The sequence below is a fragment of the Pseudomonas sp. BF-B-15 genome (assembly GCF_019946675.1).
Classification (GTDB): Bacteria; Pseudomonadota; Gammaproteobacteria; order Pseudomonadales; family Pseudomonadaceae; genus Aquipseudomonas; species Aquipseudomonas migulae.
On sequence record NZ_JAGYFZ010000039.1, the window covers coordinates 24,399 to 50,001 of the forward strand.

Annotated in this window: 15 protein-coding genes, 2 rRNA genes and 1 pseudogene; 8 read left to right on the forward strand and 10 right to left on the reverse strand. The window is 60.4% G+C overall.

The features are described 5' to 3' along the window. Positions 1–25 precede the first annotated feature (25 nt). The 5 genes from KGA97_RS14665 to bcsQ are packed head-to-tail and all read right to left on the reverse strand — an operon-like array spanning position 26 to position 10,845. A complete protein-coding gene (locus KGA97_RS14665) occupies positions 26–4,003 on the reverse strand; it encodes a cellulose biosynthesis protein BcsC (protein ID WP_223480999.1) in 3,978 nt (1,325 codons plus the stop codon). Continuing rightward, entirely contained in the window at positions 3,979–5,214 is a 1,236-nt protein-coding gene (gene bcsZ, locus KGA97_RS14670; RefSeq protein ID WP_223481000.1) for a cellulose synthase complex periplasmic endoglucanase BcsZ, read from the reverse strand. The genes KGA97_RS14665 and bcsZ overlap by 25 nt, the downstream gene beginning before the upstream one ends. Beyond that, positions 5,214–7,487, reverse strand: coding sequence for a cellulose biosynthesis cyclic di-GMP-binding regulatory protein BcsB (gene bcsB, locus KGA97_RS14675; RefSeq protein WP_223481001.1), 2,274 nt, complete (start codon positions 7,485–7,487; stop codon positions 5,214–5,216). The genes bcsZ and bcsB overlap by 1 nt, the downstream gene beginning before the upstream one ends. Further along, the gene (bcsA, locus tag KGA97_RS14680) at positions 7,487–9,709 is read right to left on the reverse strand and encodes a UDP-forming cellulose synthase catalytic subunit (RefSeq protein WP_411738668.1); all 2,223 of its coding nucleotides are present in this window, start codon (positions 9,707–9,709) and stop codon (positions 7,487–7,489) included. Before bcsA ends, bcsB begins: the two co-directional genes overlap by 1 nt. Continuing rightward, a complete protein-coding gene (gene bcsQ, locus KGA97_RS14685) occupies positions 9,706–10,845 on the reverse strand; it encodes a cellulose biosynthesis protein BcsQ (protein WP_223481002.1) in 1,140 nt (379 codons plus the stop codon). Before bcsQ ends, bcsA begins: the two co-directional genes overlap by 4 nt. Positions 10,846–11,344: 499 nt before the next feature. Between bcsQ and KGA97_RS14690 the strand changes: the two genes are divergently transcribed. Then, positions 11,345–11,710 carry a tryptophan synthase subunit beta gene (locus KGA97_RS14690; RefSeq protein WP_192226609.1) on the forward strand — a complete coding sequence of 122 codons (366 nt, stop codon included), beginning with the start codon at positions 11,345–11,347 and terminating at the stop codon, positions 11,708–11,710. A gap of 96 nt (positions 11,711–11,806) precedes the next feature. Here KGA97_RS14690 and lapD read toward each other — a convergent pair whose 3' ends face one another. Next, positions 11,807–13,753 (reverse strand): cyclic di-GMP receptor LapD, encoded by a 1,947-nt coding sequence (gene lapD, locus KGA97_RS14695; protein WP_223481003.1) that lies wholly within the window; start codon positions 13,751–13,753, stop codon positions 11,807–11,809. Positions 13,754–13,767: 14 nt separating this feature from the next. Continuing rightward, entirely contained in the window at positions 13,768–14,460 is a 693-nt protein-coding gene (gene lapG, locus KGA97_RS14700) for a cysteine protease LapG (protein ID WP_008039602.1), read from the reverse strand. Positions 14,461–14,653: 193 nt separating this feature from the next. Between lapG and KGA97_RS14705 the strand changes: the two genes are divergently transcribed. From KGA97_RS14705 to KGA97_RS14725, 5 genes are all read left to right on the forward strand, one after another. After that, positions 14,654–15,364, forward strand: a complete 711-nt coding sequence (locus KGA97_RS14705) for a GntR family transcriptional regulator (RefSeq protein WP_008039600.1) — start codon at positions 14,654–14,656, stop codon at positions 15,362–15,364. Between the two features lie 638 nt (positions 15,365–16,002). After that, positions 16,003–16,779, forward strand: a complete 777-nt coding sequence (locus KGA97_RS14710) for a DUF3050 domain-containing protein (RefSeq protein WP_008039599.1) — start codon at positions 16,003–16,005, stop codon at positions 16,777–16,779. After that, entirely contained in the window at positions 16,776–17,705 is a 930-nt protein-coding gene (locus KGA97_RS14715; RefSeq protein WP_207285538.1) for a diiron oxygenase, read from the forward strand. The genes KGA97_RS14710 and KGA97_RS14715 overlap by 4 nt, the downstream gene beginning before the upstream one ends. A 13-nt stretch (positions 17,706–17,718) precedes the next feature. Continuing rightward, positions 17,719–21,135 (forward strand): non-ribosomal peptide synthetase, encoded by a 3,417-nt coding sequence (locus tag KGA97_RS14720; RefSeq protein WP_223481004.1) that lies wholly within the window; start codon positions 17,719–17,721, stop codon positions 21,133–21,135. A gap of 22 nt (positions 21,136–21,157) precedes the next feature. Further along, positions 21,158–21,625 carry an SRPBCC family protein gene (locus KGA97_RS14725; RefSeq protein ID WP_223481005.1) on the forward strand — a complete coding sequence of 156 codons (468 nt, stop codon included), beginning with the start codon at positions 21,158–21,160 and terminating at the stop codon, positions 21,623–21,625. Between the two features lie 125 nt (positions 21,626–21,750). Here KGA97_RS14725 and KGA97_RS14730 read toward each other — a convergent pair whose 3' ends face one another. Further along, on the reverse strand, positions 21,751–23,631 hold the full coding sequence (locus KGA97_RS14730) for a methyl-accepting chemotaxis protein (RefSeq protein ID WP_223481006.1): 1,881 nt from the start codon (positions 23,629–23,631) through the stop codon (positions 21,751–21,753). Positions 23,632–23,940: 309 nt separating this feature from the next. Here KGA97_RS14730 and KGA97_RS29600 point away from each other — a divergent pair. Both KGA97_RS29600 and KGA97_RS14735 read left to right on the forward strand, forming a co-directional pair. Beyond that, positions 23,941–24,024 (forward strand): annotated as a pseudogene (locus tag KGA97_RS29600) (RNA polymerase subunit sigma); the annotation flags it as partial. Next, on the forward strand, positions 24,024–25,070 hold the full coding sequence (locus KGA97_RS14735; protein WP_223481008.1) for a FecR domain-containing protein: 1,047 nt from the start codon (positions 24,024–24,026) through the stop codon (positions 25,068–25,070). The pseudogene KGA97_RS29600 and the gene KGA97_RS14735, both read left to right, overlap by 1 nt. 215 nt (positions 25,071–25,285) lie before the next feature. Here KGA97_RS14735 and rrf (KGA97_RS14740) read toward each other — a convergent pair. Together rrf (KGA97_RS14740) and rrf (KGA97_RS14745) are read right to left on the reverse strand one after the other, a co-directional pair. Further along, a 5S ribosomal RNA gene (gene rrf / locus KGA97_RS14740) occupies positions 25,286–25,401 on the reverse strand. Positions 25,402–25,505: 104 nt separating this feature from the next. Then, positions 25,506–25,603 (reverse strand): 5S ribosomal RNA (rrf, locus tag KGA97_RS14745); the annotation flags it as partial.

A 25,603-nucleotide genomic window follows, 5' to 3' on the forward strand; every position in this document is an offset into this window, starting at 1 on the left:
CTGCCACGGTGCAAACTCCTGCTGCTTAATTCGAATAAGGGGAACGGTAAGGGCTGACCGGCATCGCCATGCGACCGGTGAAGTCTTCAAACATGTACCGCAGGTACAAACCACCGGTGAATTGCTTGTAGTCCCGGGCGTTGTCCAGGCCGAAGCTGCCGCCCAGGAAGACGTTGTCGCCAAAACGGTACTCGGCGGCCGCATTCAGGTTGTAGCCGACGCCTGTCTTGTTCTGTCCCGAGTACTGGGTCGGCACAATGATCCCGGCCGTGGCGTACTGCTGCGAAACCTGACTCAGCACGCTCTGCATGTCGTTGTCATTCGGGAAGTACGGCGTCGCATCCTGCTCGATGTGCTGCACGCCGACCGAGCCCTTGATCGAGTAACTCAAGCGATCGGTGCGTTGCGACCAACCAATCGGCACGCCGATGGAAAAGAAGTTTTGCGGGCTGAAGTAACCGCCGTTGCCGTAGGTGAAGTTGCCCTGGTTCTTGTCGTAGCTGATGCCGGTGAGGCTCAGGCCGGCGGTCAGCTGACGGCTGTCGTCATTGAGCAAGTACCAGTAGACACCGGTGCCGGCCTCGGCACGGCTGTTGGATTCGACGTGGTTGCCCACCAGTTTGTGCAGGCCACCGTAGCCATAGACGCCGTAATCGCCATTGTCATAGCTGAGCTGCAAACGCCCGCCATTGGCGGTGACGCCGCCCCATTCCAGGCCACTACGGGCATCTCGCGCACCGGCGAAAGACACCAGGCTGTCGGTCACCGGGCGCCGCGACAGGCTCAGGCCGTAGCGGAAATCGCTGCCTTCGGTGAACGAGCGATCAATGCTGATACCACCGACCACGGTGCTGTAGAGGAAACCCATGGGGCTTGCGCCCAGATCGGTTTTCAGCCCCAGCGACGGGTTCTCGTAAGCCACGGCCAGGCCGACACCCGTGTCCTTTTGGCGCCCGATCGGGCCGCTGATCTGATTACGCAGAAAATCGGTCTGGACCGGGTTCGTGTTGTTCGCCAACTGGGCTTGCAACGCGGCCATCTGCTGCTCATTGAAACCACCGAAGCGCGACTTGGCAGGATCACTGATGCCACCGGCGTTCAGCGACACCGGCGTAACGCGCAGCGCCAGACGGTCATCACCCAGCGGCACACTGATTTCCAGCGGCGTTTCGACGTCGGTGATTTTGCTCAGGCCCGACTCGCTGTCATTGCTGCGGATGGTCACGCCTTGAGTGACACGCGGGCTGCGTTCCTGATCAATCTGGTCCAGCGCACTTTGCATCGCCTGGCGGGCTTCTGCCTGCGGGTCCGTCGGCTTGGCCGGGGCCCGCGCGGGTTGCACAGCGTAAGCGCCAGCGCTGCCATTGCTCGCCAGGGCATTCGATAGGGCCGGCTCGGCCTCATCCGCCGCCTGCGCAACTTGCACCTGCGCGGGCGCCGGAATTTGCGACAGCGTAGCCTCGGCCAGCCGCGATTGACTGCGCTGGCCAGCCTTGCCCACGAACGGGTTGGCAGCCACGGTCCCGGCAAACGGATTGGCGTCTTCCTTGCTCGGCGCTTGCAGTGCCAGGGCGCGCGCATACAGCTGCGCGGCCTTGGCGTTCTTGCCTTGGGCGCGATACAGACTGGCGGCGGTGGCGAGGATCGGCGCATCGTTCGGTGCCAGTTCCAGCGCCTTGTCCATGGCTTTTTCAGCGCCGCGATAATCGCCGGACTGATTCAAGGCCTGGGCCATGCCGATCTGCAGCTGCGGATCATTCGGTGCCTGGTCGAGCAGCGGTTGATACAGCTCGATGGCTTTTTTGGCGTTGTTGTTGGCCAGGTACATGCGCGCCAGCGCGCCAACCGCCAAGGGGTCATTCGGACGCTGCGCCAGGGCCGGCGCGAGCGTGTCGTAGGCCGCCACGAGGTCGCCCTTCTCCCGCAACAGATCGGCCTGACGCACGGTGTAGAGGTACAACAATTGGTCGTAACTGCGCTGATCCGCCGCCGCCAATGGCTGGCTCTGCAACTCGTGCAGGATCTGATTGACCTGCACGTCGTCACCGGTCTTCAGCAGCACGCCGGCGTACGCCAGGCGCAGCGACGCCGACGGTGTGCTGCTTTGTGCCATGGCGTTGCGCAGCATCGACAACGCGTGTTCGGTATCACCGGCATCGACGTACGCCGAGGCCAGCATGCCCAATGATTCGGGTTTGCCGTTGGCCGCCAGTTCGGCACGACGCAGCAAGGTGATGGCTTGGCTGCGGTCACCTTGTTTGGCCAGGGTCGAGGCCTGGCTGGCCAGGGATTGCACTTGAACCTCGTTGGCCAGTTGTTGCATCGCCGTGCTGCGCTGGCTCACCGGGATGCGCTCCAGCGTGCTTTGCGCGTTCGACCATTCGCCCAACTGGCTCGACAGCAGCGCGCTGACGTACAGCGCATCAACGCGCTGCGGATCGGCCTTAAGAAGCTCCGCCATGGTCTGCCGGGCTTTGTCCGGGGCCTTCGCTTGCACGTACAGACGCGCCAGGTCATAGCGCGTCCAGACATTTTGCGGGTCGTTGCGCACGGCTTCCTGTTGCGCGGCAATCGCGCCGTTGAGGTCGCCGCTGCGCTCGGCATTTTTCGCCTGGCCGACCGCGACGGCGGCACGCAATGGCCGCAAATCGCCAAGGCGTTTTTGCTGGGCCGGATTCAGCCCTTCGATCATTCGCAACCCTTGGCTGGCCTGACCGTTTTGCGCCAGCACGGTGATCAGCCCCAGCAGGGCCGCAGGGTTGTCATTGTCCAGGGTCAGTGCCTGACGATAGCTCGCCTCGGCATTGTCCAACTGGTTCTGCTCCGCTTGCACACCACCCAAAGCGACATAGCCTTCGACTTGTCGCGGCTTACTGGCGATGGCCTGTTGCAACAGGCTGCGCGCCCGCACCAGATCATGGTCGGATTTGGCTTTGTCAGCCTGGCCCAGCAGATCCCAGTAGCGATTGCTCTCCAGCGCCGCTTGCCAGCGCGGGTTGCCGCCACGGCCTGCGGCACGCTTGAGCAATTCATTGGCGTCGCTCAAGCGGCCCTGACGCTGACGAACGATCCCCAGGCCGCCCAACGCGTCGGCGTCCTGCGCTTGTTCTTTGAGTCGCGCCAGAAAGGCTTGCTCGGCGACATTCAACTGGTTGTCCTGAAGCGCCTTGAAACCGCGTGCCAGGTTCGGATTCTGCTGGGCAGCCACGGCAGCCGTGCCACGGCTGTTCATTTGCGTGCGAATCTCGGCGTCATCCGGATTGGCCTTGAGGTACTCCTCGAACAACGGGATCTCCGCCGCTCGTGGCGAACCCAGCCACACCAGCCCCTCGCGCCAACTTTCGGTAGCCTCACCGCCCAGTTCGGGCAGGGTCGACAGCTGACCCAAGCGACGAATGCCGTCGGTACGGGTCGTCTCGTTGCGCAGCAGCAGCTTGGCCAACACCAGTTTGACCTTGGCGTTGTCCGGGCTTTGTTGCAGCAAACGCTCCAGGCCCTGGCGCGACTCGGCCCAGCCACCGGTCGAGTAACCGAGGTAGTTGTAGAACTCCAGGCCCAGCTCCCCTTGAGGTGCCTTGCCCGCGAAAATCTGCCGATAAATCGGCATGGCCTTGTCCAGTTCGCCCGCCGTTGCCAGCAGGCGCGCCTGCTCCAACTGATCGAGATTGTTGCCGCTCTGCAAGGCGATGGCCTGTTCCAGCAACAACGTTTGCGATTCGCCGGGATGGGATTGCTTGAGCTGATCCAGGTAGCGATTGGCACCCGCAGGACGGTTGGCCTTGAGCTCCAGCAAGCCCAGACCGTAAATCGCATCGGCTTGCTGCGGATCGATCAGCAGCAGTTTTTTCCAGGCTTCGGTGGCCCGGACCTGGTCACCTTGTGCCTGCCAGTATTGCCCCTGTTGCAGCAGCGCCTTGCCGGCACCATTGAGCTCGGCAAAGCTGCTGCTGTGGATCAGGGCGGCGAAAACCCCGAAGGCTATGGCGTGACGGCGCGCTGGCATTGCTTCTCCCACATCGGTTGCAACTTCCCGTGATCGAGGAAGTGGTAGCGGTTGTCCATGTAGCCCAGCGAAAACAGGCTCAGTACAAAAAAGTAATAGGGTGGCTGCTTTGCCTGGACCGCTTCGGGGGTCAGGGTCTGGGCCATCAGTTGCTGCACGCGCAAGGCCTGTTGCTGTTGCAGCGACGCATTGCCCAGCGCTTTGAAATACGGCAGCAGCGCGGCGGAAAAACCGAACGGGCCGGCACCGCTGCGCTGACCGCTGAGCACCTGGACTTTCTCCGGCGGCACACCGTCGGCGAGCGTGGCGGCGAGCATGCCGCCCAGGCTGCCGAGCAGCGGTTTGCGCAGCGGGTCCTTGACGGGCATTACGCCCGCCCACAGGTACGTGCGGATCGCATCGTAACTGCCCAATTCACCCTTGACCGGGTCGACGATGAACTCGCCCTTGCCCGGCCCGGTGCGGCGATAACTGACCCAATCGGCAACGAAGCCTTTGTAGCTGACGGCCTTGATCAGGGTCGCGGTGTTCGTGGCGATTTCCGCCCACGGTCCGTTGCGATCGATGTCGGCGAATCGGCGCAGCACCGGAATCGGCAGGTAACTGGGGTTGAGCTGCCACAGCTCGGGTTTGTCGAGGTCAGGTTTGATAAATCCGAATTTCCCCGGCATCAGCATTTTGCCAAGCCCCGGCAGGTCCTCGACCTCCTGGGTGACAACGTTGTGCAGGATCTGGCGCGCCGCCTGGGTGTAGGCGTCGCTCTGCCAAAGTCTTCCGGCTTCGAGCAACGCGTAGGCGAACCAGAGATCGGCGTCAGAAGCCGAATTGCTGTCCAGCAAGCGCCATTGGCCCTGCTCGTCCAGGCCCCAGAACCAACCTGGCAGATTGTTCTTGATGTCGCCCTGGGCGAGGTTGTCCTGACTCCAGCGCCACAGCTTGTCGAAGGTGACCCGATCATTCGCCACCAGGGCGAAGAACATGGCGTACGACTGACCTTCAGACGAGCTGTGACGTTGCGGCGTGCTGGCGTCCAGCACACGCCCGTCGGGTTGCACAAAGTGCTCGACGAACGTCTGCCACAACGGCCAGGTCGATGCCTCGCAACGTTGCGCCTGGGCGGTGGCGGGCAGCAGCCATGCCAGCAGCAGCGTCGACAGCGCGATCACGGCGGCACGGCACGGGCGTTTATGGGCGAAGGCGGGCACGAGCATCACACGTCAAGACGTCGTTTGGCGCGGGCACGCAGCGACACGTACGCCAGACCACTGAGCAGCACGATGGCCAGCCCGGTCAGCGCAAACATCCAGCCCACATGCCGCGACAACATCCATTGCACGTACTTGAACGGCCCGAGTTCGCCGACGTAGTACTGCTCGTCCGCCACCAGCGCCTCGATGGATTTGCCGCGAACCACCACCAGGCTGCCCTGGATCGACTGGGTGTACTCTTCGCCACCGACCAAGGCTTTGGTCGCTTCGGTGAGGCCTTCCGGCCGGTCGCTGGCAATCACCACGACGCTGCGACCGCTCTTCAGCGGCGACTCGAAACCGGTCAGGTACGTGCTGCGCTGCCCGCCGGAAAACGCCATGGCCAGCCGTGCCTTGCGCTGGTTGGCATCCGGGTCGGGGCTGAACCAATCCCGTACGCGCATGGGCAAATCGGACAGTTCGAAACGTTGCTGGCCGTCATTTCCGGCCGCCGGCAGACGGTCAGCCCACTGAGTCAGCAGCGGCTGGTTGGCACCGGACGCCAACACCAGCAGATCCTTGTCGGCAGCCGCAGCGACCTGCGCCGCTTGCGTCACCTGTACGCCGGTGGCCGGGTAGCCGGTGGACTGGCCAAACCGTCCGAGCACCGTGAGGTAGGCATCCAGGTCAGTAGCCCCGGCGTTGTCCGGCAGCACCACGGCGGTTTGCGACAGGTCGGCCAAACGGGTGAACGGGAAGCCTGCATCCTTGAACACGCCGAGGTTCGGCATGGCCATGAAGTGGTCGTAGCCGCGCAGGTCCAGGGTCGATTCCGGGTCTACGCTGCCGCGCATGTTGTCGATGATGATGTCGCCGCACTCGCCTTGCTTGATGTAATCGAACATGTAGCGCAGTTGCAGGCGCGATTGCAGGGCGACCGAGTTCAACGGCAGGCGCACACGAACTTCGCGGGCCAGACTGTCGTTGGTCTTCAGCGCGCTGAGCACACCGCTGTCGAGTTTGTCCTGGGACGGCAGGTTGCGAGACTGAATCAGCCCGTCGTTGAAGCTGACAATGAACGACGAGTTGGAGGATTTCTCTTGCGGGGTGTAGCGGTATTTGAGGTCCAGCGGTGCGCCTTCGTCGCGCCAGGTGAACAGGTCCGGCGGGAAATTCAGCGGCACGGTGATCTCGCCGGGGTTGTAGCCGGCGACATTCAATTGCTTGGCCGCAATCAACTCACCCAGCTTGACCGGACGATCGGTGGGCAACCAGTTCGGTGCATCGTACGGTTTGCGTGGCTGCACATTGTCGAGATGGTCGATCACCACGCGGCTGCCCGACAACGCCTGACTGCCCAGCACCAACGCCGTCGCTGCGCGCTTGAGCTCGGCCCCGTCGCGACCGGTGATCACCAGCAATTTGCCGTTCGCATCGTTGGGGTTGCTCATCAGCGTCAGGGTCGGCCCTGTCGCCGCCGGCAGCGTCAAACCACCGAGTTGCAGCGCATCAGGACCACTGAGTAGCACCACGGCATTGCCGCTGGCCGGCAGCTGGTTGAAGCGCGAGGAAAACACCGCGCCGCGATAGCTGGCCTGGGCGCCGAACCACGACGACAGTGCGCCGGCGGCTTCCAGGGTGCTGTTGTCTGGCGCAGCGGCAAACACGAACGGCAAGCTCAGCTGACGCGCATCCCGACGGTCGAAAAACGGCAGCGGCAGGATCGCCAGATCGTCCGGCAAGGTCAGTGGCGACACTTGAATGTCGAGCTGACTGTTGTTGCTGATCCTGGCCCACAGGCTGGAGTGCTGCGGGTCTTCGCAACTCATCGAATAGTGGCCGACGAACTGCAGGCTCAAACGGTTGAACTCGGTGATCAGGTGAGCGGGAATCTCCACCACCTTTTTTTGCATCGCCCCGGCGTTTTCCTTGGGCAACGGCAAGCTGGCAGCCACCTCATCGTTGACCATCACGTTGATCTGCGAAAGATCGGCCAGCAGCGCAGGGGAATAGGTGTATTGCAACGTCAGGTGTGCGCCGGTCACGATCGCATCGGCGCGCACGTCGAAGTTGACGCTGTCGGCGGACTCGACGCCGCGCAGGGTCATCGGATAATTCCGGCCCAGCTGCTTGAGCGTCAGGCTGTAGTTGCCGGCACCTGCCGTGGCACTGGTCACCGGCGCCGTTTCGGCGAACGCCGCGACACCACTCCCCAACGCCAGCAAGGTGCAGGTCGCACGAGCCAGAGCGCGGCGAACGCCGCGCAGGTTACCGACAGCGAAAGACTTCGAGTTCATCACTTGTCCAGAACGTTTTCTAAGAGGGGTGGGGGTGGACGACGGTTGCGCAGCCAGGCCCGCGCTTCCAGGGCCGTGGCCTTGAAGAGTTCGTAGATACCGCGCAGGCCAATGGCACTGACGTCACGCAACGCCACCAACGGCGTATCCACCTGACCGCTGCCCCAGGTCGACGCCCAGGTGTCGGCGCGCGAGAAGGTCAGGCGCACCAGTTCGCTTTGCTGGCGCAGCGTCAACTGATCAAACTGCGCGCCCAAAACGGTGCCGCGACTGAACACAATCACCGCCGGGAACACGCTCAGGTGTTGATTGCGAAACAGGGAGATCTGTACCCGCTCGCCCTGGGGAACCGTCACCCCGTCAGGCAAACGGAAGCCCAGGCCTTTTTGCGAGAAATCGAGAGTGGTGCCTTCGATAACGCTGCCGTCGGCCCGGGTCAGGCGCATCGGCAGCGCCGCCGCGACCCGCGGCTCGGAACGCATCTGCCGGGTTTCACTGGCCACCGCCACCGAGGCGCTGGTGATGATGATGTTGTAAACGGTCCAGGCCAGGTTGATCAGGATCGTGGTCGCCGCATCGTCCGCGCCCTCCATCAGCTTCACCACACCGATGATCATGCCGACGACGTTCAAACTCAGCAGGATGATGTAGGGGCGCGCCAGCTTCCATTCGAAGTACTTCTTGTCGATGATCCCGCCCTTGTCGGTCACGTTGAAGCCGCCGAACTTGGGATTGACCAGCGCCATCAGCACCGGGCCCATGATGTACCAGGCCAGTACCGTCTCGTAGACCTCGTTCCAGAACGAATGGCGGAATCGCCCCTGAATGCTGGAGTTGGTCAGGCTGGCGTGAAGGATGTGCGGCAGCACATAAGCGGTGATCATCAAGGCCGAGGCGTGGTAGATCCGCGCGTCGAAAATCAGAAAGGCCAGCGGCGCGGTAAGGAACGCCAGACGCGGCAAACCATAGAAAAAGTGCAGCATCGCGTTCACGTAGCACAGTCGCTGACCCAGGCTGAGGCCTTTGCCGAACAGCGGGTTATCGGTGCGAAAAATCTGCGCCATGCCCCGTGCCCAGCGAATCCGCTGGCTGATGTGGCGCGACAGGCTTTCAGTCGCCAGGCCCGCCGCCTGAGGAATGGCCAGGTACGCAGTGTTGTAGCCGGCACGGTTGAGTTTGAGCGCCGTGTGGGCGTCTTCGGTCACGGTCTCGACGGCCACGCCACCGACTTCCAGCAACGGTTCACGGCGGATGACGGCACAGGAACCGCAGAAGAACGTCGCGTTCCACAGGTCGTTGCCGTCCTGTACGAGGCCGTAGAAAAGCTCGCCTTCGTTCGGCACGGAACGGAAGGTGTCGAGGTTTTTTTCGAACGGGTCAGGGGAGAAAAAGAAGTGCGGCGTTTGCAGCATCGCCAGCTTCGGGTCCTTGAGGAACCAGCCGATACTCACCTGCAGGAAAGAGCGCGTGGGCACGTGGTCGGCGTCGAAAATCGCCACGAACTCGCCACTGGTGACCTTCAACGCTTCATTGAGGTTGCCTGCCTTGGCGTGGCGGTTGTTGTCACGAACGATGTAGTTGACGCCGATCTGCCCGCAGAACTCGCGGAAGTCCTCGCGGCGTCCGTCATCGAGGACGTGCACGCGCAGCTTGTCGCGAGGCCAGTCGATGGCCTGAGCGGCGAAGATCGTGACTTTGACGATATCCAGTGTTTCGTTGTACGACGGGATGAACACATCGACCGTCGGCCATTCACTGGGCGGGCCGCTCATCAATATCGGTTTGCGGCGCAGCGGCCAGGCGGTCTGGATGTAACCGAACACCAGCACGATCATCGCGTACAGCTCGGCCATGACCAGGCCGTAGCCAAACAGCATGTCCAGCCAGCCTTCGAAACCGAGGGTGGACGTCAGCCGCCAGTACAGATAGCGCAGGGACGCCGTCAGTGACAAACCGATCAGCACCATCACCGTCAGGCGCCCCGGAATCTTGCGCAGCACCAACGCGGTGGCGAAGCAACCCGCCGCAAAGAGGCACTGCGAATACAGATCGAACGGCACCGTGATGATAAAAACAGCCAGCAGCGCGCACATCAGCGTGATGCCGAGGATCAACGCTCGACGCAATGCCTTGGGCAAACTGTCTACGCGTTCGGACAGCGCCTGCGCCCAACGCTGCGATCGCGTCAGGGCTTCGGTATCGGGAGCTGAGGCTGTAATCACGAAGCGTACGACTCCGCGATATCCATCGATTTCAGTTGCGCCTTGAGCGTGTCACTCAGGACTCGCATGTCTCGGCAGGCCGGGGAAAAGCCCGGTTCCAGCAACGGGTTTTGACCGTACGCCAACGCCTCACCGATGCTGTGATCCAGCGCCACGGCCCCCAGCAGATCGTTACCGAGACGGCGCTTGAGCACCTCTTGCATATCCCGGCAAAACGCTCGGGAGCCGTCGAACTGATTGATCACGTAATTGCACAGCGGAGCCTGCCCCCGGGCCTTGCGTTCGTCGAGCAAGCGCTGCATCGGGTCCAGCGTCAGGAAGCACGCGGCGTCGGCGGTCACCACCACCAGCACCTGATCAGCCACCATCAAGGCCTGGTCCAGGTAAGCCGTACGACCCGGTGGTGTGTCGAGAATCACCACGTCGTTTTCGCCCAGCGCCATGTTCGCCAACTGACGGGCCAGCCAGAATCGATCGTTTTCCAGATAGCGTTCCAGCGTCCGGCGCTCATCTTCAGTGACCGCACCATAAGGCAGCAACAATGAGCCTGCCGGCCCGGCCAACAGCAGTGAATTCCAGTTTTCACCCTGCAGGCTGGCGTTGGCCATGCCCGCTACATCCGGCTCGGCACCCAGGTGATGCTGCAAGGCATTTTGCGGATCGAGGTCGATGGCCAGCGTCTGACCGTGCTCAACCCGCAACAGGGTGGCCAGCGCCGAGGCCAGGGTGCTTTTGCCAACACCGCCCTTGCCCGATATCAACGCGATGACATGCGCCTTGGTTTTGCTCGGACGGCCATGAGGCAGCACCTGGCGCAGCGCCTCTTCGTTGCGTGCCTGCGCTTCTGCCTGACGCGCCAGCGCGACCTCGGCCAGTAAATGGCGAAGCGGCGCAGCAACCTTGGGGATTTTGACGGGCGGCAGTTCAGCCTCGACAGGGATCGCGCGCTCGACCGGTGCGGCTTCAACCACCTCGGCAGCGGCCTCAGGGGCGTCAATCACCACGGACACAGGCGTAGTCGGCACCAGCGCCAACGGCTTTTCTTTGTAGTCAAAATGGCTATCGAATTCGAGATAGCTGTCCGCACTTGCCCCGAACCTGTTGAACAGGTTCGATATATCGTCTGTACGATTCATAGACTGCCCGAGGCGCTTACTGAGATAGAACACGAAGCTCGTGACGGTCCGTCGAGGTGAGCCACTAAAATGATATCGTCAATATTTTGAACTACACTAGCGTAATACTTAATCGCGATCAAAATTATTTTTTAATCGCCATTTTTTTGACTTGGCGCTGTTTTTTTGGCTGCTTATCTATGCATGCATTCACCGAAAAAACGGCTCGACCGGACGGCGCGCGATTATCCACTCAAGCCTGAACGACCGCTCATTTTGGCGCCGAATGGCAGGCTCATTCAGTCGCTGACAACATCACGAACACGAGTAACAACGGAGCAATAAGCGGACCATTTACCCAGGCAATTAACCAACAGACGTTTAGTTGTTTCGTATATATCTTTTAAATCAATTAGTTACTTAGTTCATAAGCATGTTTTGCCACGGCCTGACATCCAGGCACCGCTCCGTTGGCTATGCTGCTGACAGACCTATGCGGGTCATTCATGAGGGATGCTCAATGTTCTACGTGCAACGCAATGCAGACGGCCAACTGATGCGCGTGGAAACCGAGGCCTATGCCGGGTCTACCGAAATACTCCCGGCCGACCATCCCGATCTTCAAGCCTGGTTTGCCAGCGAAGTCATGGCGACCAGCCACAAACAACTTCAGCAAATCAAACAACTCAAGCAATTGAGGCAAAGTGACCTGGACATGATCCGGGTACTCGACGACCTGATTCAGGTGCTGACCGATAAGGGCGTGATCCGCGTCACCGACCTGCCGGCCGCCGCACAGGCCAAACTGATGGACCGGTCACAGGCCCGGGAGGCGTTGGGTGGGTTGAGTAATCTGGTGGATGAGGATGATTCGGGGTTGATCTGATCCAACCTTTGTCGTTGTCTGTGCTGACGCCATCGCCGGCAAGCCGGCTCCTACAATGTTTACCGGGTTGTTCGCGATGGCGATCTTCAGATCTGATCACTCCCAGGGCTTCGGCTCACCAAACAACTGCCCCTGCACACCGTAAATCCCCATCTCGCGGATCACCGCCAGCTCCCCGTCCGTCTCGACCCGCTCGGCAATCAACGGCAAGTCGATGCTGTGCGCCGCCCGCTGAATCGCCTCGATGAACAAACGCTTGTCGCTCTCCTGATCAATCGCGCGGATGTAAACGCCGTCGATCTTCAAATACGCCAACCCGAGCCGTGCCAGGTTGCCGATCATGCTGAAGCGCCCGCCAAAGTGTTGCAGGCTCAGCGAGAAGCCGAGTTCACGTAGTCGCCGTGTCAGCTCTTCCAGCTCAGCTTGCTCCGGCAGTTGTTCCTCGCCGATTTCCAGTGTCAGCCGCGACCCCAAACTGGAATGCGCCCGCAAAATATCGAAGAGTTGACTCAGCGCCTGCGGATTGGCCAGCGTCGCCGAGGACAGGTTCAGCGCCAACGACGCTTCATGGTCGGCCATCTGCTCGAGCACCCGCTCCAGCATCAGGCGGTCCAGGCGCGCGGCCCAGCCGAAACGCTCAAGCCACGGCAAGAACCGGCCGGCGGGGATCGCCTGGCCCTGCTCGTCGATCAGGCGTGAAAGCACTTTGTAATGCAGCACCAGTGTCGTGTCCTGGCTGGCCACCACCGGCTGGAAATACAGCTCGAAGCGCTGCTGACTCAGCGCCAGATCGAGCAAGCTGTGCCAGGCATGATGATCATCGCCGACAGGGGCCGACGTTGCGCGGTCCAGGCACACCCACCGGGAATCGCCCTGGCCTTCAGCCTGCGCCAGTGCCTGATCCGCCAGCCCGAGCACCGCTTGCGGGGCGTCGCCATACACAAACGGCGCCAGCCCGATGAAAGCCACGGCGGCCACGTCGGTGGCGCCGGTCGCATGCAGGGTGACCAAGGCGCTGTCGAGGTTTTGCGCCAGTTGCAGCGCTTCTGCGCGCAGCAATCCCGGCGCCAGCACGGCAAATTCACCACCACGGATCCGCGTGACAAGGTTCAGCGTTTCGGGGTATTTGGCGCACTCGCGGGACAGTTGCTCGCCGACCGCTATCAACAAATCATCGGTGTGTTGACCGCCCAGACGCTGATTCAGCCCGGCGAGGTCCTTGACCCGTAGCAGCAGCAAATAACCCGAACTCGCCTGCTCCGGATTGCTCACCCGCGCGTTCAATTGCATCTCGAAATAGCGCCGGTTGGCCAACCCGGTCAGGTTGTCCTGATAGGACTCGGCGCGCAGTTTTTCACTGCGTTCGGCCTGCTCCTGGAACAACGCCTTGAGCTTCTCGACCATCTGGTTCATGGCCTGCACCACCCGGCGCAATTCAGGTGTGCGCGGCAGGTCCGGCAGGCTGAGGAATTCGCGGCGGGCAATGGCGTGAGATTGCTGGACCATGTAGTCCAGCGGTTTCAATTGCCGGCGCAACAGCAACGCACCGAGCGCCGCACTCACCGCGCCGCAAAGCAGCAACCAGCCGAGACTGCCCAGTGCGCTCTGCCAAAGCTTGGCCAGCGCGAACATCGGATGGCTGACCACTTCGACCCGCGCAGCCTGCTCCCAGCCACGGCTGACAATCGCATCGCCACCCGCCGGTTCCAGGCCGATCAGTTTGATGAACCAGTCCGGCACATTGGTGACCGCCGGGATGCCGTTGCGTTCGACCAGTGTCTTGTCGTTCGACAGATCGACCACGCGGATGCTCGCGTAGTAACCGCTGTCGAAGATCGAGCTGACCAGCAGCTCGACCATCGCCGGGTCATCGATGTTCGGCGTCAACGACAGCGCCAACGCCGTCGCGGCGTCCTGGGCATGGGAGCGCAACTGGTTGACGTACTGGGTGCGCGAGCTCTCGAGGCTGACCATGAAGCTGCCGGTGAAGGCGACCACCAGGAACAGACAAATAGCGATCAATAGCTGTTTGAACAAAGACATCTGAGCGCGTGCTCCTAGTTAATCGTTTCGACCGGGAATCCTTCCGCCTGCATTTTCTTCAACACATCCTGCCAACGGGACAACCGCTTGGTATCGCCCACTTTCTTGTTGCCCTTGGCACCCGGCAACCACAAGCCTTCGGCATTGAAAGCGTAGACCGGCAACAGATCGGTACGTTGGCTGGCGGGCTTGATCGCGTCGATCAGGCTATCGAGCACCAGCGGCATGGCGTCGGGGCTGGCGTAGTAGGTCAGCACCATGTGCGCGCGATTGAGGCTCAGGGCCTTAACGTAAGTAATGCGCAACTTGTCACTGGAAACGCCGAGGCGGCGCAGGCTGAAATACTTGGCGATGGCGAAGTCTTCGCAATCACCGGCGCCTCTCCACAAGGCTTCGATCGGGGTTTCCCAATAATCGACCTCGTGCCACAGGTCGATGTCCTCTTCATAGCGCATCTGTTTGTTGAAGAATTGGTTGACCACATTGAGCTGGTCCAGCTCACTGAGTTGCTTCTGCGTCGCCAACAATTGCTGCCAGGCATCGATGCGCTGCTGACCCTCGCCCAATGGCCCGTACAACGCCTGCGCCCGACGGCTGATCAGGGAAAAATCCCAGTCGGCGTGCAGGCCGCCCGAAATGACACCGGCCAGCAGCAACGCGCAGCACAACCAGCGCAAGGTCCGAGGGATCGCGAAACGTGCCGCCAATGCGAGGCATCCAGGGTGGGCAGGTGGAATCGATTGATGTTGAAGGTTAGCCTGTTAAATAACAATGGCACGGTGAGATCACTGCGGGCCGACTAAACTTGAAGTGTGACCCTGTGTGCGTTTGACAACCTGTCAGGCAGTCACTAGTGTCCTCTTGGATCCAAATTATCTCAGTCATTCAGGGTGCGTTGTAGTGACACAGAAGCCCAACCCTCTCAGCAGTATCAAGGTCAACGGGCCGATTCCCGCGCATTTGGCCCGCTCGGTCATCGAAGAGACCCTGCGTGCCGCCATTCTCGATGGTCGCATTCCTTGCGGCACGGCCCTTCGCCAACAAGACCTGGCCGACCTGTTCGGTGTCAGCCGCATGCCGGTCCGTGAAGCCTTGCGCCAGCTCGAAGCCCATGCACTGCTTAACGTGGTCGCCCACAAAGGTGCGGTGGTCGCGCCACTGGTTCAGGGCGACGCCGTCGAGACTTACGCATTGCGCATCCTTCTGGAGTCCGAAGCCCTGCGCCTGTCGATCCCCTTGCTCACCAACGAAGACTTCGAGCAGGCCGCCCGCTACATCGACGAACTGGAAACGGAACACGATTACACCGAAATCGGCCGGCTTAACCGCCTGTTCCATATGTCGATGTATTGCAAGGCGCCTAACCGTCGGCTCTTGAGGCTGGTCGAAGACGGACTGAACGAAGAGGAACGCTTCCTGCGCTTCAACCTGGAAGCCATGGGCCTGGGCAAACTGTCCCAGGAAGATCACCGTGCGCTGCTGCGGGCGGTGGAAGACCGCGACATCGAGCGTTCGGTGAAGCTGCTCGAACATCACCTCAACCGAGGTGTCGAGGTCATCACCCGCTATCTCGAAAGCCCCGAAGCGCAAAGCAGAAAAACCTCGAAATAAATCACCCCGGCAACGGCGCGAGCAGGTCGACCTGCTCGCCCGCGCTTGCCGCGCCTGCACATCCTTTCTGCCAAACCCGCCCCTAGCACTGACCCTATGACGCGTCGGTGATAGCGGCTGCCTTGATTTACGCTCACTCTTGGGCTGCCAACGAATAACAAACGGGCGACGCACCGCATGAGCGGCGCAGTCCCCGCATCAAGAACCTAAGGAAGGAGTCTTGCCACGGGAAAGGAAGCATCGGCGTCCCGGCCAACTTCCACCCCTCAAATCACACTAACGATCACCCTTAGAAAGTTGCTTCGAGTGAGGCATTCACTCTTTATTTCGATTTCGACTTATATAAGCCGAAAGGAGCAACTACGCCCAAATAAAACTTATTCAAAAAGTCTTATTGGAACTTGTCACGCTCGAAAAAGTTAAACTTTAAAATAGTATAAAAATAACTTGCCCAGCACTTTATTCGTGTATTAGTTTTTCTCCGCCACTACTGGCTACTGGCTGCAACCCTTTAGCCATAAGACTTATATGCAACTAATACCGATCAATTCATTTGAGGCATCCGCTCGCCATCAGACTTTTTAAAGCACTCATTACTTATTGATCACACCTCACTCCGGACCACTTATAGGCTCGCCATGAAATCGACTAAAGACCGTCTTAATCAGAAGAAAGCAGAACTTAGCGCGCACCCGATTTTCTCTGAAATACATTCGCTTTCGGTACTTCAACGCTTCATGGAATCCCATGTGTTTGCGGTATGGGATTTCATGTCGCTGACCAAGCGCCTGCAACAGGAACTGACCTGCGTTCAGTTGCCCTGGCTGCCGCCGAGCGATCCGCAAGCGGCGCGCCTGATCAACGAGATCGTGCTTGGTGAAGAGTCCGATGATCGTCCGGCCCACGGCCATTACAGCCATTTCGAGTTGTACCTCGATGCGATGCGCGAAGTGGGGGCCAGCACGGCCGTCATCGAACGCTTCGTGGCGCTGCAGCAAGAAGGCGTGAGTTATGACGTGGCATTGCAGAGCGTGGACGTTGACCCGGCCGCTGCGCAGTTCGTGCGCCACACCTTGCACACCGCGCTGCATGCACCTGGCCACAGTGTTGCAGCGGCATTTTTGCACGGTCGTGAGAGCGTGATTCCGCAGATGTTCCAGCGGATTCTCGACGATTGGGGCATCGGCATTGAGCAAGCGCCGACCTTTCGTTACTACCTGGAACGGCACATCGAAGTCGATTCCGAAGACCACGGCCCGGCAGCGGAAAAACTCCTCGCGCGATTGGTCAATGGCGATCCGCAACGCGAAGAAGACGTCTACGCCAGCGCCCTCGCCGCCGTGGAAAGCCGCATTGCCCTGTGGGACGGCCTGCGTCTGAGCATGAGCGAGCCGTTGGCGGAGGTGAACGCATGAACGCCGCCGACTACCAATCCTTCGCCGACGCCTGGGAAAGCCGCGCGACCATCCGCACCCGACCGCGCCGCGTGCTGGAGAACGACGAAAAGCTGATCTACCCGCTCAGTCGCCAACCGCTGGTATTGAGCGAAACCTTTCTGCGCGAATGCCCGGAGCAACGGGATTTCGCCCTGGTGCAGACGCTCTACAAATTCATCAACGACGTGGTGATTTTCGAAACCGAGATCGTCGACAAAACCGCGCGCAGCATCGCCAAGAACCGCTTTGCCGTGGCCTTCCCGTTCGCCTGCCGTTACGACGCCATGACCGTGGTGGTGGACGAGGATTACCACGCGCTGGTGGCGATGGATTTCATGCAGCAAACCGTCGCCATGACGGGCATTACGCCCATCGACCTGCCGGATGAAATCGAACTGAGCCGGGCGATTCCGGCCGCCGTGGCACTCGCACCGGAACACCTGCGCAGTGCCGTGGAATTGATCTGCGTAGCCATCGCCGAGAACACAGTCACCGGTGATGTGGCGGCGTTTGCCAAGGACGACACGGTCAAGCAATCGATCAAGGGTTTGATGGCTGACCACCTGCTCGACGAGGGTCGTCACTCGGGCTTCTGGGCGCGGCTGGTGCGCATCTACTGGCACACCGCAAGTGAAGAAGACCGCCAATGCATCGCGCAGATTCTGCCGGTGTTTATCGGCCATTACCTGACCAACGACATTCAGAAGTCGTTCGACTTCCGCCTGATCGATTCCTTGCAGATCAGCGAAGCCGCGCGCGCCGCACTCAAGCGCGAGGTGTCGGGACTGGCCTTCCCGATCAACCGCCATCACCCGCTGGTCGCCAACATCGTGCGGTTTTTCCGCAGCAGTTCGCTGCTCGATTCGCCGTGCGTTCAAGAAGCCCTGAGCGACTACCTGGTTTAACGAGGAGCACATCATGAGACGTCTCGACATTCTGCTCATCGGGCAGAGCCAGGCCCTGACCGACCTGGCGCTGGAGCTCGAACAACACGGTCATTCACTGATGCGGCTTGAGGCAGTTGGTCAGCCTGCGGCGGGACCGTTCGATTTGCTGATCGACGACACAAGCCTGCCGTTTGAGGACTTCGGCGCGACATCGCGACTGACGCTGCAACTGGGCATCGGCGAGCCGCAGACTTCAGGTCTGGTGACGTTGGACTTGCTATGCCTGCACGGTTCGACGCTGCTCACGCGCGTGCCGATTGCCGACGAACCTTCGGGCAACGGCCAGGCATTGCGTGTGCGGGCGGTGGCGGAGCTGGTGGACCACGTAGCGTTGCTGGTCAGTCGTTTCTCGCGGGACGCCGACTATTTTCTATTGGCCGAGCCAGCGACCCCGGTGCATTTCGAGCGGCTAGAAAGCCTGCGGTTCCTGGAGCGCCTGGCCTTCGTCCATCGGCTCAATTCCACTGCTGATCCTCGGTTGCTGCAACTCGCGCAAGTGCCGATGATCGAGCGGCTTGAACAGCGCTTCATGCAGTCCGCCGACAGACCGGCGCTGAACCTTGCCGGCACGTCCCTCAGCTATCGCCAACTGCACGCTCACAGCCGCGCCATCCAGCAGCGTTTGCAGCCAATGCTCGAACAACTCGACGGGCCGTGGGTGATCGGCATTTGCCTGCCGAAATGCAGCGCGTTGTATGCGGGGATTCTGGCGATTCTCGGCAGCGGCGCGGTGTATCTGCCGCTGGAGCCGAGCCATCCGCTGCAACGTCAGCACTACATTCTGTCGAATGCCGGTGCCGTGTTGCTGCTGCACGACGGGCAGCATCCTCTTGCATCCGAGATGCTCAGCCTGGACATCAGCGCGATCGACATCGACAGCGTGGATCTCGACCAACCTTTGATGCGCCAGCGCCCGGACCTCGATGCGCCGTGCATGGCGCTCTACACCTCCGGCACCACCGGCCATCCCAAAGGCGTGTTGCTCAGCCAGGCCAACCTCGCGCATTTCACCGCGTGGTACGCCGACTATGTGCAACTGACGGAGCAGAGCCGGGCGCTGCAGTTTTCGTCGTTGAGTTTCGACTCGTCGCTGATCGATATTTTCCCGACCCTGTTGCAGGGCGCCGAGCTGATCGTGCCCAGCGACGATCAACGCCGTGATCCGCTGCAACTGGTGGAACTGATCCGCCACCAACGCTTGAGCCACGCGTTTCTGCCGCCAGCCTTGTTGAGCATTCTGCCGCTGGAGCAGTTGCAGGTGCTGGATCACGTGATGACCGGTGGCGACGTGTGCGAGCCCTATGTCATTGAGCAGCTCACCCGCCAGGGCAACCTCTACAACCTCTATGGCCCGACCGAAGCGACGGTGCTGATCACCGCGCGGCAACTGCGCGCCGGCGACAGCAATCGCACCCTCGGCGCGCCCATTGCCAACAGTCAGGTGCTGATTCTCGATGAAGATTTTCAACCGGTGGCCGAACAGACCGTCGGCGAGTTGTACATCGTCGGACCCGGTGTGTGCCTGGGCTATCTGAACAATCCGCAACAGACCGTCGAGCGCTATTTGAACGTGAGCCTGCCGAGCGGTGAGCACCTGTGGGCCTACCGCACCGGCGACATGGCGAAGTGGACCGACGCTGGCATCGAGCTGTGCGGCCGCCGGGACAATCAGGTAAAGATTCGCGGCTTTCGGGTCGAGCCGGAGGAGATCGAACGTTGCCTGCGCGACAGTCAGCTGTACCGCCAGGTGGCCGTGGTCATCGACAGCCAACGGCGGATTCTGGCGTTCCTCGCCCAGCCTCAAGAAGCGCTGCCCGGCGCGGCGCGTGAAGCGCTGAAGGCGCACGCCACCCAGTTTCTGCCGGACTACATGCAGCCCACCGCCTGGACCGAACTGGCGAGCATGCCATTTGCCAGCAACGGCAAGGTCGATCGTAAGGCCCTGCTGGAGCTGCCCGTCAGCATCGCCGAAAACACCGAGCGACGCTTGCCGGCCAGTGCCGATGAAGCGCTGCTGCTGGAGATCTGGGCCGAGCTGCTGGAGTTGCCGGCCAGCGACATTTCCACCGACGAAAGTTTCTTCAATTTGGGCGGCCACTCGATCCTGCTGTCGCGCATGCTGTTGCGCCTGCGTGAAGAGTTCGGTCGCAGCATCTCGATCAATCGCTTCATCGAACTGCCGACCATCGCGAAACTGGCGACACTGGTGCGCGGCTCCGGCACAGAGGAAGTACTGAGCGAACAGGCCATGGCGGATGCCTTCCGCGAGCTGAATATCGAGCCGCTGCCCGTCAGTCGCATGGGTGATGTACACAAGGTGATCGTCACCGGCGCCAACAGTTTTGTCGGTGTGCATATTGTCGAGGCGTTGTTGGCGTGGGGCGCCAGCGAAGTAGCGTGTCTGGTGCGCGATGGCAGCGGGCAATCGGCGGCGGAACGCTTCGCCCACGCGTTGCGGGAAAACCGTCTGGAGCATCTGGATTTGAGCCGGGTGCGGGTTTACGCGGCGGACATCACACAGCCCTCGCTGGGGCTTGCGGTGGATGTTTATGAGCGCCTGGATCGCGAGTACGGCGCGCTGGTGCACAACGCCGCCAACGTCAATCACGTGCTGGATTACGAGTCGCTGGCGCGGGACAACGTAGAACCGATCTTCGAGTGCCTGCGCCTGTGCGAAGGACGCAGTAAAAAAATCTTCAATTTCGTCTCGACGCTGTCGGCTTCGAGCACGATTTCCGCTGATGGCCGGGTGCTCGAACTGCCCGCCGCGCAGACCCCGCCGATCTACATCAAGAATGGCTACAACCTGTCCAAGTGGGTCGGCGAACGGATCCTGGAAAGGGCTCGGGAGCGCGGGGTTCGGGTCAATCTGTACCGCCCCGGCAACATCAGTTTCAACAGCTTGAGCGGCGTCTGCCAACCGCACAAAAACCGCTTGATGCTGATGCTCAAAGGCTCGATCCAGCTCGGTCAGGTGCCGGAATTCGCGTTGAATTTCGACCTGATGCCGGTGGACTTTCTCGCCCGTTTCATCGCCTTTCACGCCAGCCGATATTCAGCGGAAAAAGCGGTGTTCAACCTGCACAACCCCGAGCCGCTGAGTTGGGACGATTACGTCGCGTCCTTTCGTGAGGCGGGTCGGGAATTCTCCATGGTCAGCGTCTCCGACTGGCAGCAGCAATTGGGCCGGGTCGACAGTGACAACGCGCTGTTCGGCGTACTCGGTTTTTACCTCAACGGCTTCGAAGAAGACATCGGCGACATCTCGATGATCGGCCATGACAACGCACAGGCCGGCGTACGGCAGATGGGCGCGCACTACCCGGAAAAATCCCCGGCGCTGCTGCGTCGCGGCTGCGACTACCTCAAAGAAATCAACTTCATCTGAATCACTCAAGCGGAGCAAAACCATGAAAAACCTGCAACCCGATACCCTGATCAAAAACCCGCAAGGCTGCCTCGTCGTGTCTTCGGTGGACGTGCCGGCGCAGGCCGAAAAAGTCTGGGCGGTGGTCGGCAACTTTGCCGGCTTCGATCAATTCATCCCGGCGTTGTCGCACATCGAGATGACCGGCGAAGGCGTGTCATCGCTGCGCAAGAAATTCTTCAAGGACGGCAACCTGGTGGTCGAGCAACTCAATTCGCGGGATGACCAGGCGCGGAGCATGACCTGGACCACGATCTACAACACCTTGGGCGTGGCCAATTTGTGGGCGGCGATGACGGTTGAAACGCTGGGCGAAGGTAAGTCCCGAGCGACATGGACCATCAACGCCGAGCCGGCTCAGGGTGGCGCCGAGGCACTGCCGGGGTTCAAGGATTTTGTGCAGGGGTTTGCCGATGATGCGATGAATAATGTGTTGAAGCTGTTTGCGTAGGACACACTTTTTTCGGTGATGCGCCAGTCCTCTTCGCGGGCAAGCCTCGCTCCTACAAGGTATCGAGTAACCTGTAGGAGCGAGGCTTGCTCGCGAAGAACGATAACGCGGTGATCTGACCTGAATCAGATCTTGAAGCTATCAACCAACTGCTTCAACCGATTCGCCTGCAACGACAATGCATCGCAATCCTTCAACGTTTCATTGAGGTTGGCCACGCTCTGCTGATTCAGCAGATTGATCTGGTTAACGTCGACGTTGAGGGTTTCCACCACCGCCGTCTGCTCCTCGGTCGCTGCCGCCACCGACTGGTTCATCCCGTCGATTTCGCCAATGCGCTTCGTCACGCTGACCAGACGCAGACCCGCCTGGTTCGCCACTTCAACGCTCTCTTCGCTGGAGACCTGACTGGCGTTCATGGTGGTCACCGCTTCACGCGAGCCGACCTGCAGCGACGTGATCATCTTGTGAATCTCCTCGGCCGATTCCTGCGTGCGATGCGCCAGGTTGCGTACCTCGTCCGCCACCACCGCAAAACCACGACCGGCTTCACCGGCGCGTGCCGCTTCAATGGCGGCGTTGAGCGCCAACAAGTTGGTCTGCTGGGAGATGCCTTTGATCACATCGAGAATGTGCCCGATGTTGTCGGTGCTCGCGTTCAGGGTTTCGATCTGCGTGCACGACAGGCTGATTTTCTGCGACAGCTCGGTCATGGCCAGAATGGTTTTTTCCACCACCTGACGACCGTCATCGGCCTGCTCGCTCGCGCCGCTTGCATGCTGCGAAGCGTCGGCGGCGTTGCGGGCGATTTCCTGGGTGGCGGCGCCCAACTGGTTAATCGCCGCCGCCACGCTGTTGGTGCGCGCACTTTGTTCGTCGGAACCGACGATCGACGCGTTGGACGAAGCCATCACCCGTTGCGACAGGTCATGGACCTGCCGGGTTGCCGAGGACACTTCGCAAATCGACGCGTGAATTCGCTCCACGAACTGGTTGAAGGAGCCGCCCAGTTCGCCGAATTCATCTTTGCTTTCCACGGACAGACGACGGGTCAGGTCGCCTTCGCCCTGGGCAATGTCCTGCATCGCACGACCCATGGTGGTCAACGGGCGCATCAGCACGTTGATCAGCAGGGTCAGCAGCACCGCAATGACGGTGACAGCGATAAACATCGCGATCAACGCTGAGGTGCGGAATTGGCTCAATGGTGCGTAGGCCTTGTCCTTATCGATCGACAGACCGATGTACCACGCAGCATTCGGCAAACCGTTGACCGGGGTGAACGAGAGGATGCGTTCCTGGTTGTTCAGGGTGACTTGCTGATTGCCCTTCTCGATGCGCAGGCCGGCGTTGGGGTAGATGTCCTTCAGGTTCTTCATGACCAGGTCTTTGTCCGGGCTGACGATCACCTGGCCGTCGGCACTGACCAGAAACGCATGGCCAATGCCGCCGAAGTCCACCGAGTTGATGATCTTCACCAGGGTTTCCAGGCTCAGGTCGCCGCCGACCACGCCAAGCAACTCGCCATTCTTTTTCACCGGCATGGCGATGGTCACGACCAACCCACCGACGGCCGCCATGTAAGGCGGGGTCAGCATGGTTTTGTCAGCGACAACCGCTTGCTTGTACCAGGGACGCTGACGCGGATCGTAGCCATCCGGCATCTTCGCGTCTGGGCGCTGAGTGAACACGCCATTAGTCTGGCCGACGTACGTGAACTGGAAGTTGGAGGTGAAGGCCGGCTGATCAACCAGCCCCGGCAGATCGGCATTGGCGCCTTGATGAGCGACGTTTTGCGCGAGGTTTTCCAGCACCAGCACGCGGCCGCTCATCCAGTTCTGCACGCTGCTGGCGGTCAGGTCGCCGGCTTGTTGAACGGAGGATTCGAGGTTTTGCCGAATGGTATTTCGCTGCAGATAGTCGTTGTACAAAGTGAACAACGCAAAAGCCAGCACCACGACGCCGGAGGCGGCCAACAGGATTTTATGGCTGAACTTGAGATTCATTTCATAGGGCTTCTATGCAGAAAGTGGGGATGCGTTCCGGGTTGCAACATTCCATGTACAGCTCAAGCGGCTCTAAGGCCGCTCTACTTTGGTGCACGCATGTCTCACCAGTCTGTCGGCACAGGCGGGATAAATCTTAGGGGCATGTACGAAATGACCGGTATTTCCGTCAGATACCCGCCGAACGGCATGCTAGAGCGCTTGAGTAGCATTGGTGTGATGACGGTTGTTCGAGCGGCAGTTGCAAATTCCCCGTCCCTTGACAACAATGCGAGTAATTATCATTTGTGACGTTCGGGCTAATGCAGCCGAAGGGCTCACTCTCAACGTTCGGTGGAGCGCTATGTCGCTGATTCGCTCTATCACTGCTACCTGCTGCGGTACCCAACATGATGCCTGTGGATAATTCGGCACTGGGTCGGCGTGGCGAACCTCATCAACAGGTGGTCAAACAAGCCATCCACTGGCTGCTGCGCTTGCGAAACAACGCGAGCAATTCCAGGCTGCGCCAGCAATGCGATGTCTGGCGGGCAGAACATCTGGAACACGAACTGGCCTGGCAACGGGTGCAGTCCCTGCACGCCGAACTCAGCAACAATTTGCATGCGGTACCCGGTGCCCACGTCGCCTTCAACACGCTGGAAAACAGTGCTCAAGGACTGGGCAGGCGCCAGGCCTTGAAACTGTTGTCGGGTGCGTTGTTGATGGGATCGGCAGCATGGCTGGGCAGGGATCTGACGGGCTGGCAACAGTGGACCGCGGATTTCGCCACCGCTATGGGCGAGCGCCGTGGTTTCCAGCTGCCGGATGGCACGCGACTGGAACTGAACACCGCCAGCTCAGTGGATCTGGACTACACCGCGCACCAGCGTCGGATCAAACTGACCCGTGGCGAAATCATCGTGACGTTCGGCGGGGCCGATGAAGGATCTTCACTGGATCGACCGCTACGCGTGCACAGTCACCACGGTGTGTATGAGGGCGTCGCCGCACGTTTCATCCTTCGCCAGGAAGCGGACTGCACGCGGCTCAGCGTGACCAGCGGCATGGTCGCGATCCATTCACCACTGCCTGCCGATGGCATGCCGATTCAGGTACAGGCCGGTCAGAACTATGTGATTGATCATCAGCGGGCACGTTTTGCACCACCGCAGGCCATGGATGTCGGCGCCTGGGTCGACGGTCTGATCGTCACCCGCAACATGCGTCTTGGCGATTTCCTGCAGGAGGTCGGACGCTACCGCCATGGTTATCTGACGTGCACAACAGATATTGCCGACTTGCGGCTGTCCGGTGTCTTCCGGTTGGAGGACACCGACAAGCTGCTGGCCATCCTTCCGCAGACCTTGCCCGTGCAACTGCGCTACCGCACCCGATGGTGGGTGACGTTGGAGCGGCAGTCAGCAGCCAGCGCTACAACGTTGCCGCCGGACCTTTGAGCGATGTGCTCGATCAATTTGTGCGCCAGGTGGGCAACTGATCGAAAACCGCCACAGTGAGCTATCAGTTCCAAATACTCGGCATACAAAAAATCCAGCCCTTGATTTTCAGGGGCTGGCTTTTTTGTTTTTCCTAAGCAGGCAATCGAGATATTAGCGAGCCCGAAACGACAAAACCCCTGTCTGCGTTAGCAGACAGGGGTTTCGGAATTCAATCTTGACGATGACCTACTCTCACATGGGGAAACCCCACACTACCATCGGCGATGCATCGTTTCACTGCTGAGTTCGGGATGGGATCAGGTGGTTCCAATGCTCTATGGTCGTCAAGAAATTCTGTGTCCAGCCCGTTACGCCGTAACGTGCCAGCAAAATTGGTGACTTCTACTAAAACAAAACCCCAACTGCTTTCGCAATTGGGGTTTCGGAATTTAATCTTGACGATGACCTACTCTCACATGGGGAAACCCCACACTACCATCGGCGATGCATCGTTTCACTGCTGAGTTCGGGATGGGATCAGGTGGTTCCAA

What these genes read in the sequence shown, in the direction of transcription:
- KGA97_RS14665 (WP_223480999.1), bottom strand. Translation starts at nt 4,003, where the DNA reads ATGCCAGCGCGCCGTCACGCCATAGCCTTCGGGGTTTTCGCCGCCCTG.
- bcsZ (WP_223481000.1), bottom strand. Translation starts at nt 5,214, where the DNA reads ATGCTCGTGCCCGCCTTCGCCCATAAACGCCCGTGCCGTGCCGCCGTG.
- bcsB (WP_223481001.1), bottom strand. Translation starts at nt 7,487, where the DNA reads ATGAACTCGAAGTCTTTCGCTGTCGGTAACCTGCGCGGCGTTCGCCGC.
- bcsQ (WP_223481002.1), bottom strand. Translation starts at nt 10,845, where the DNA reads ATGAATCGTACAGACGATATATCGAACCTGTTCAACAGGTTCGGGGCA.
- KGA97_RS14690 (WP_192226609.1), top strand. Translation starts at nt 11,345, where the DNA reads ATGTTCTACGTGCAACGCAATGCAGACGGCCAACTGATGCGCGTGGAA.
- lapD (WP_223481003.1), bottom strand. Translation starts at nt 13,753, where the DNA reads ATGTCTTTGTTCAAACAGCTATTGATCGCTATTTGTCTGTTCCTGGTG.
- KGA97_RS14710 (WP_008039599.1), top strand. Translation starts at nt 16,003, where the DNA reads ATGAAATCGACTAAAGACCGTCTTAATCAGAAGAAAGCAGAACTTAGC.
- KGA97_RS14715 (WP_207285538.1), top strand. Translation starts at nt 16,776, where the DNA reads ATGAACGCCGCCGACTACCAATCCTTCGCCGACGCCTGGGAAAGCCGC.
- KGA97_RS14720 (WP_223481004.1), top strand. Translation starts at nt 17,719, where the DNA reads ATGAGACGTCTCGACATTCTGCTCATCGGGCAGAGCCAGGCCCTGACC.
- KGA97_RS14725 (WP_223481005.1), top strand. Translation starts at nt 21,158, where the DNA reads ATGAAAAACCTGCAACCCGATACCCTGATCAAAAACCCGCAAGGCTGC.
- KGA97_RS14730 (WP_223481006.1), bottom strand. Translation starts at nt 23,631, where the DNA reads ATGAATCTCAAGTTCAGCCATAAAATCCTGTTGGCCGCCTCCGGCGTC.
- KGA97_RS14735 (WP_223481008.1), top strand. Translation starts at nt 24,024, where the DNA reads ATGCCTGTGGATAATTCGGCACTGGGTCGGCGTGGCGAACCTCATCAA.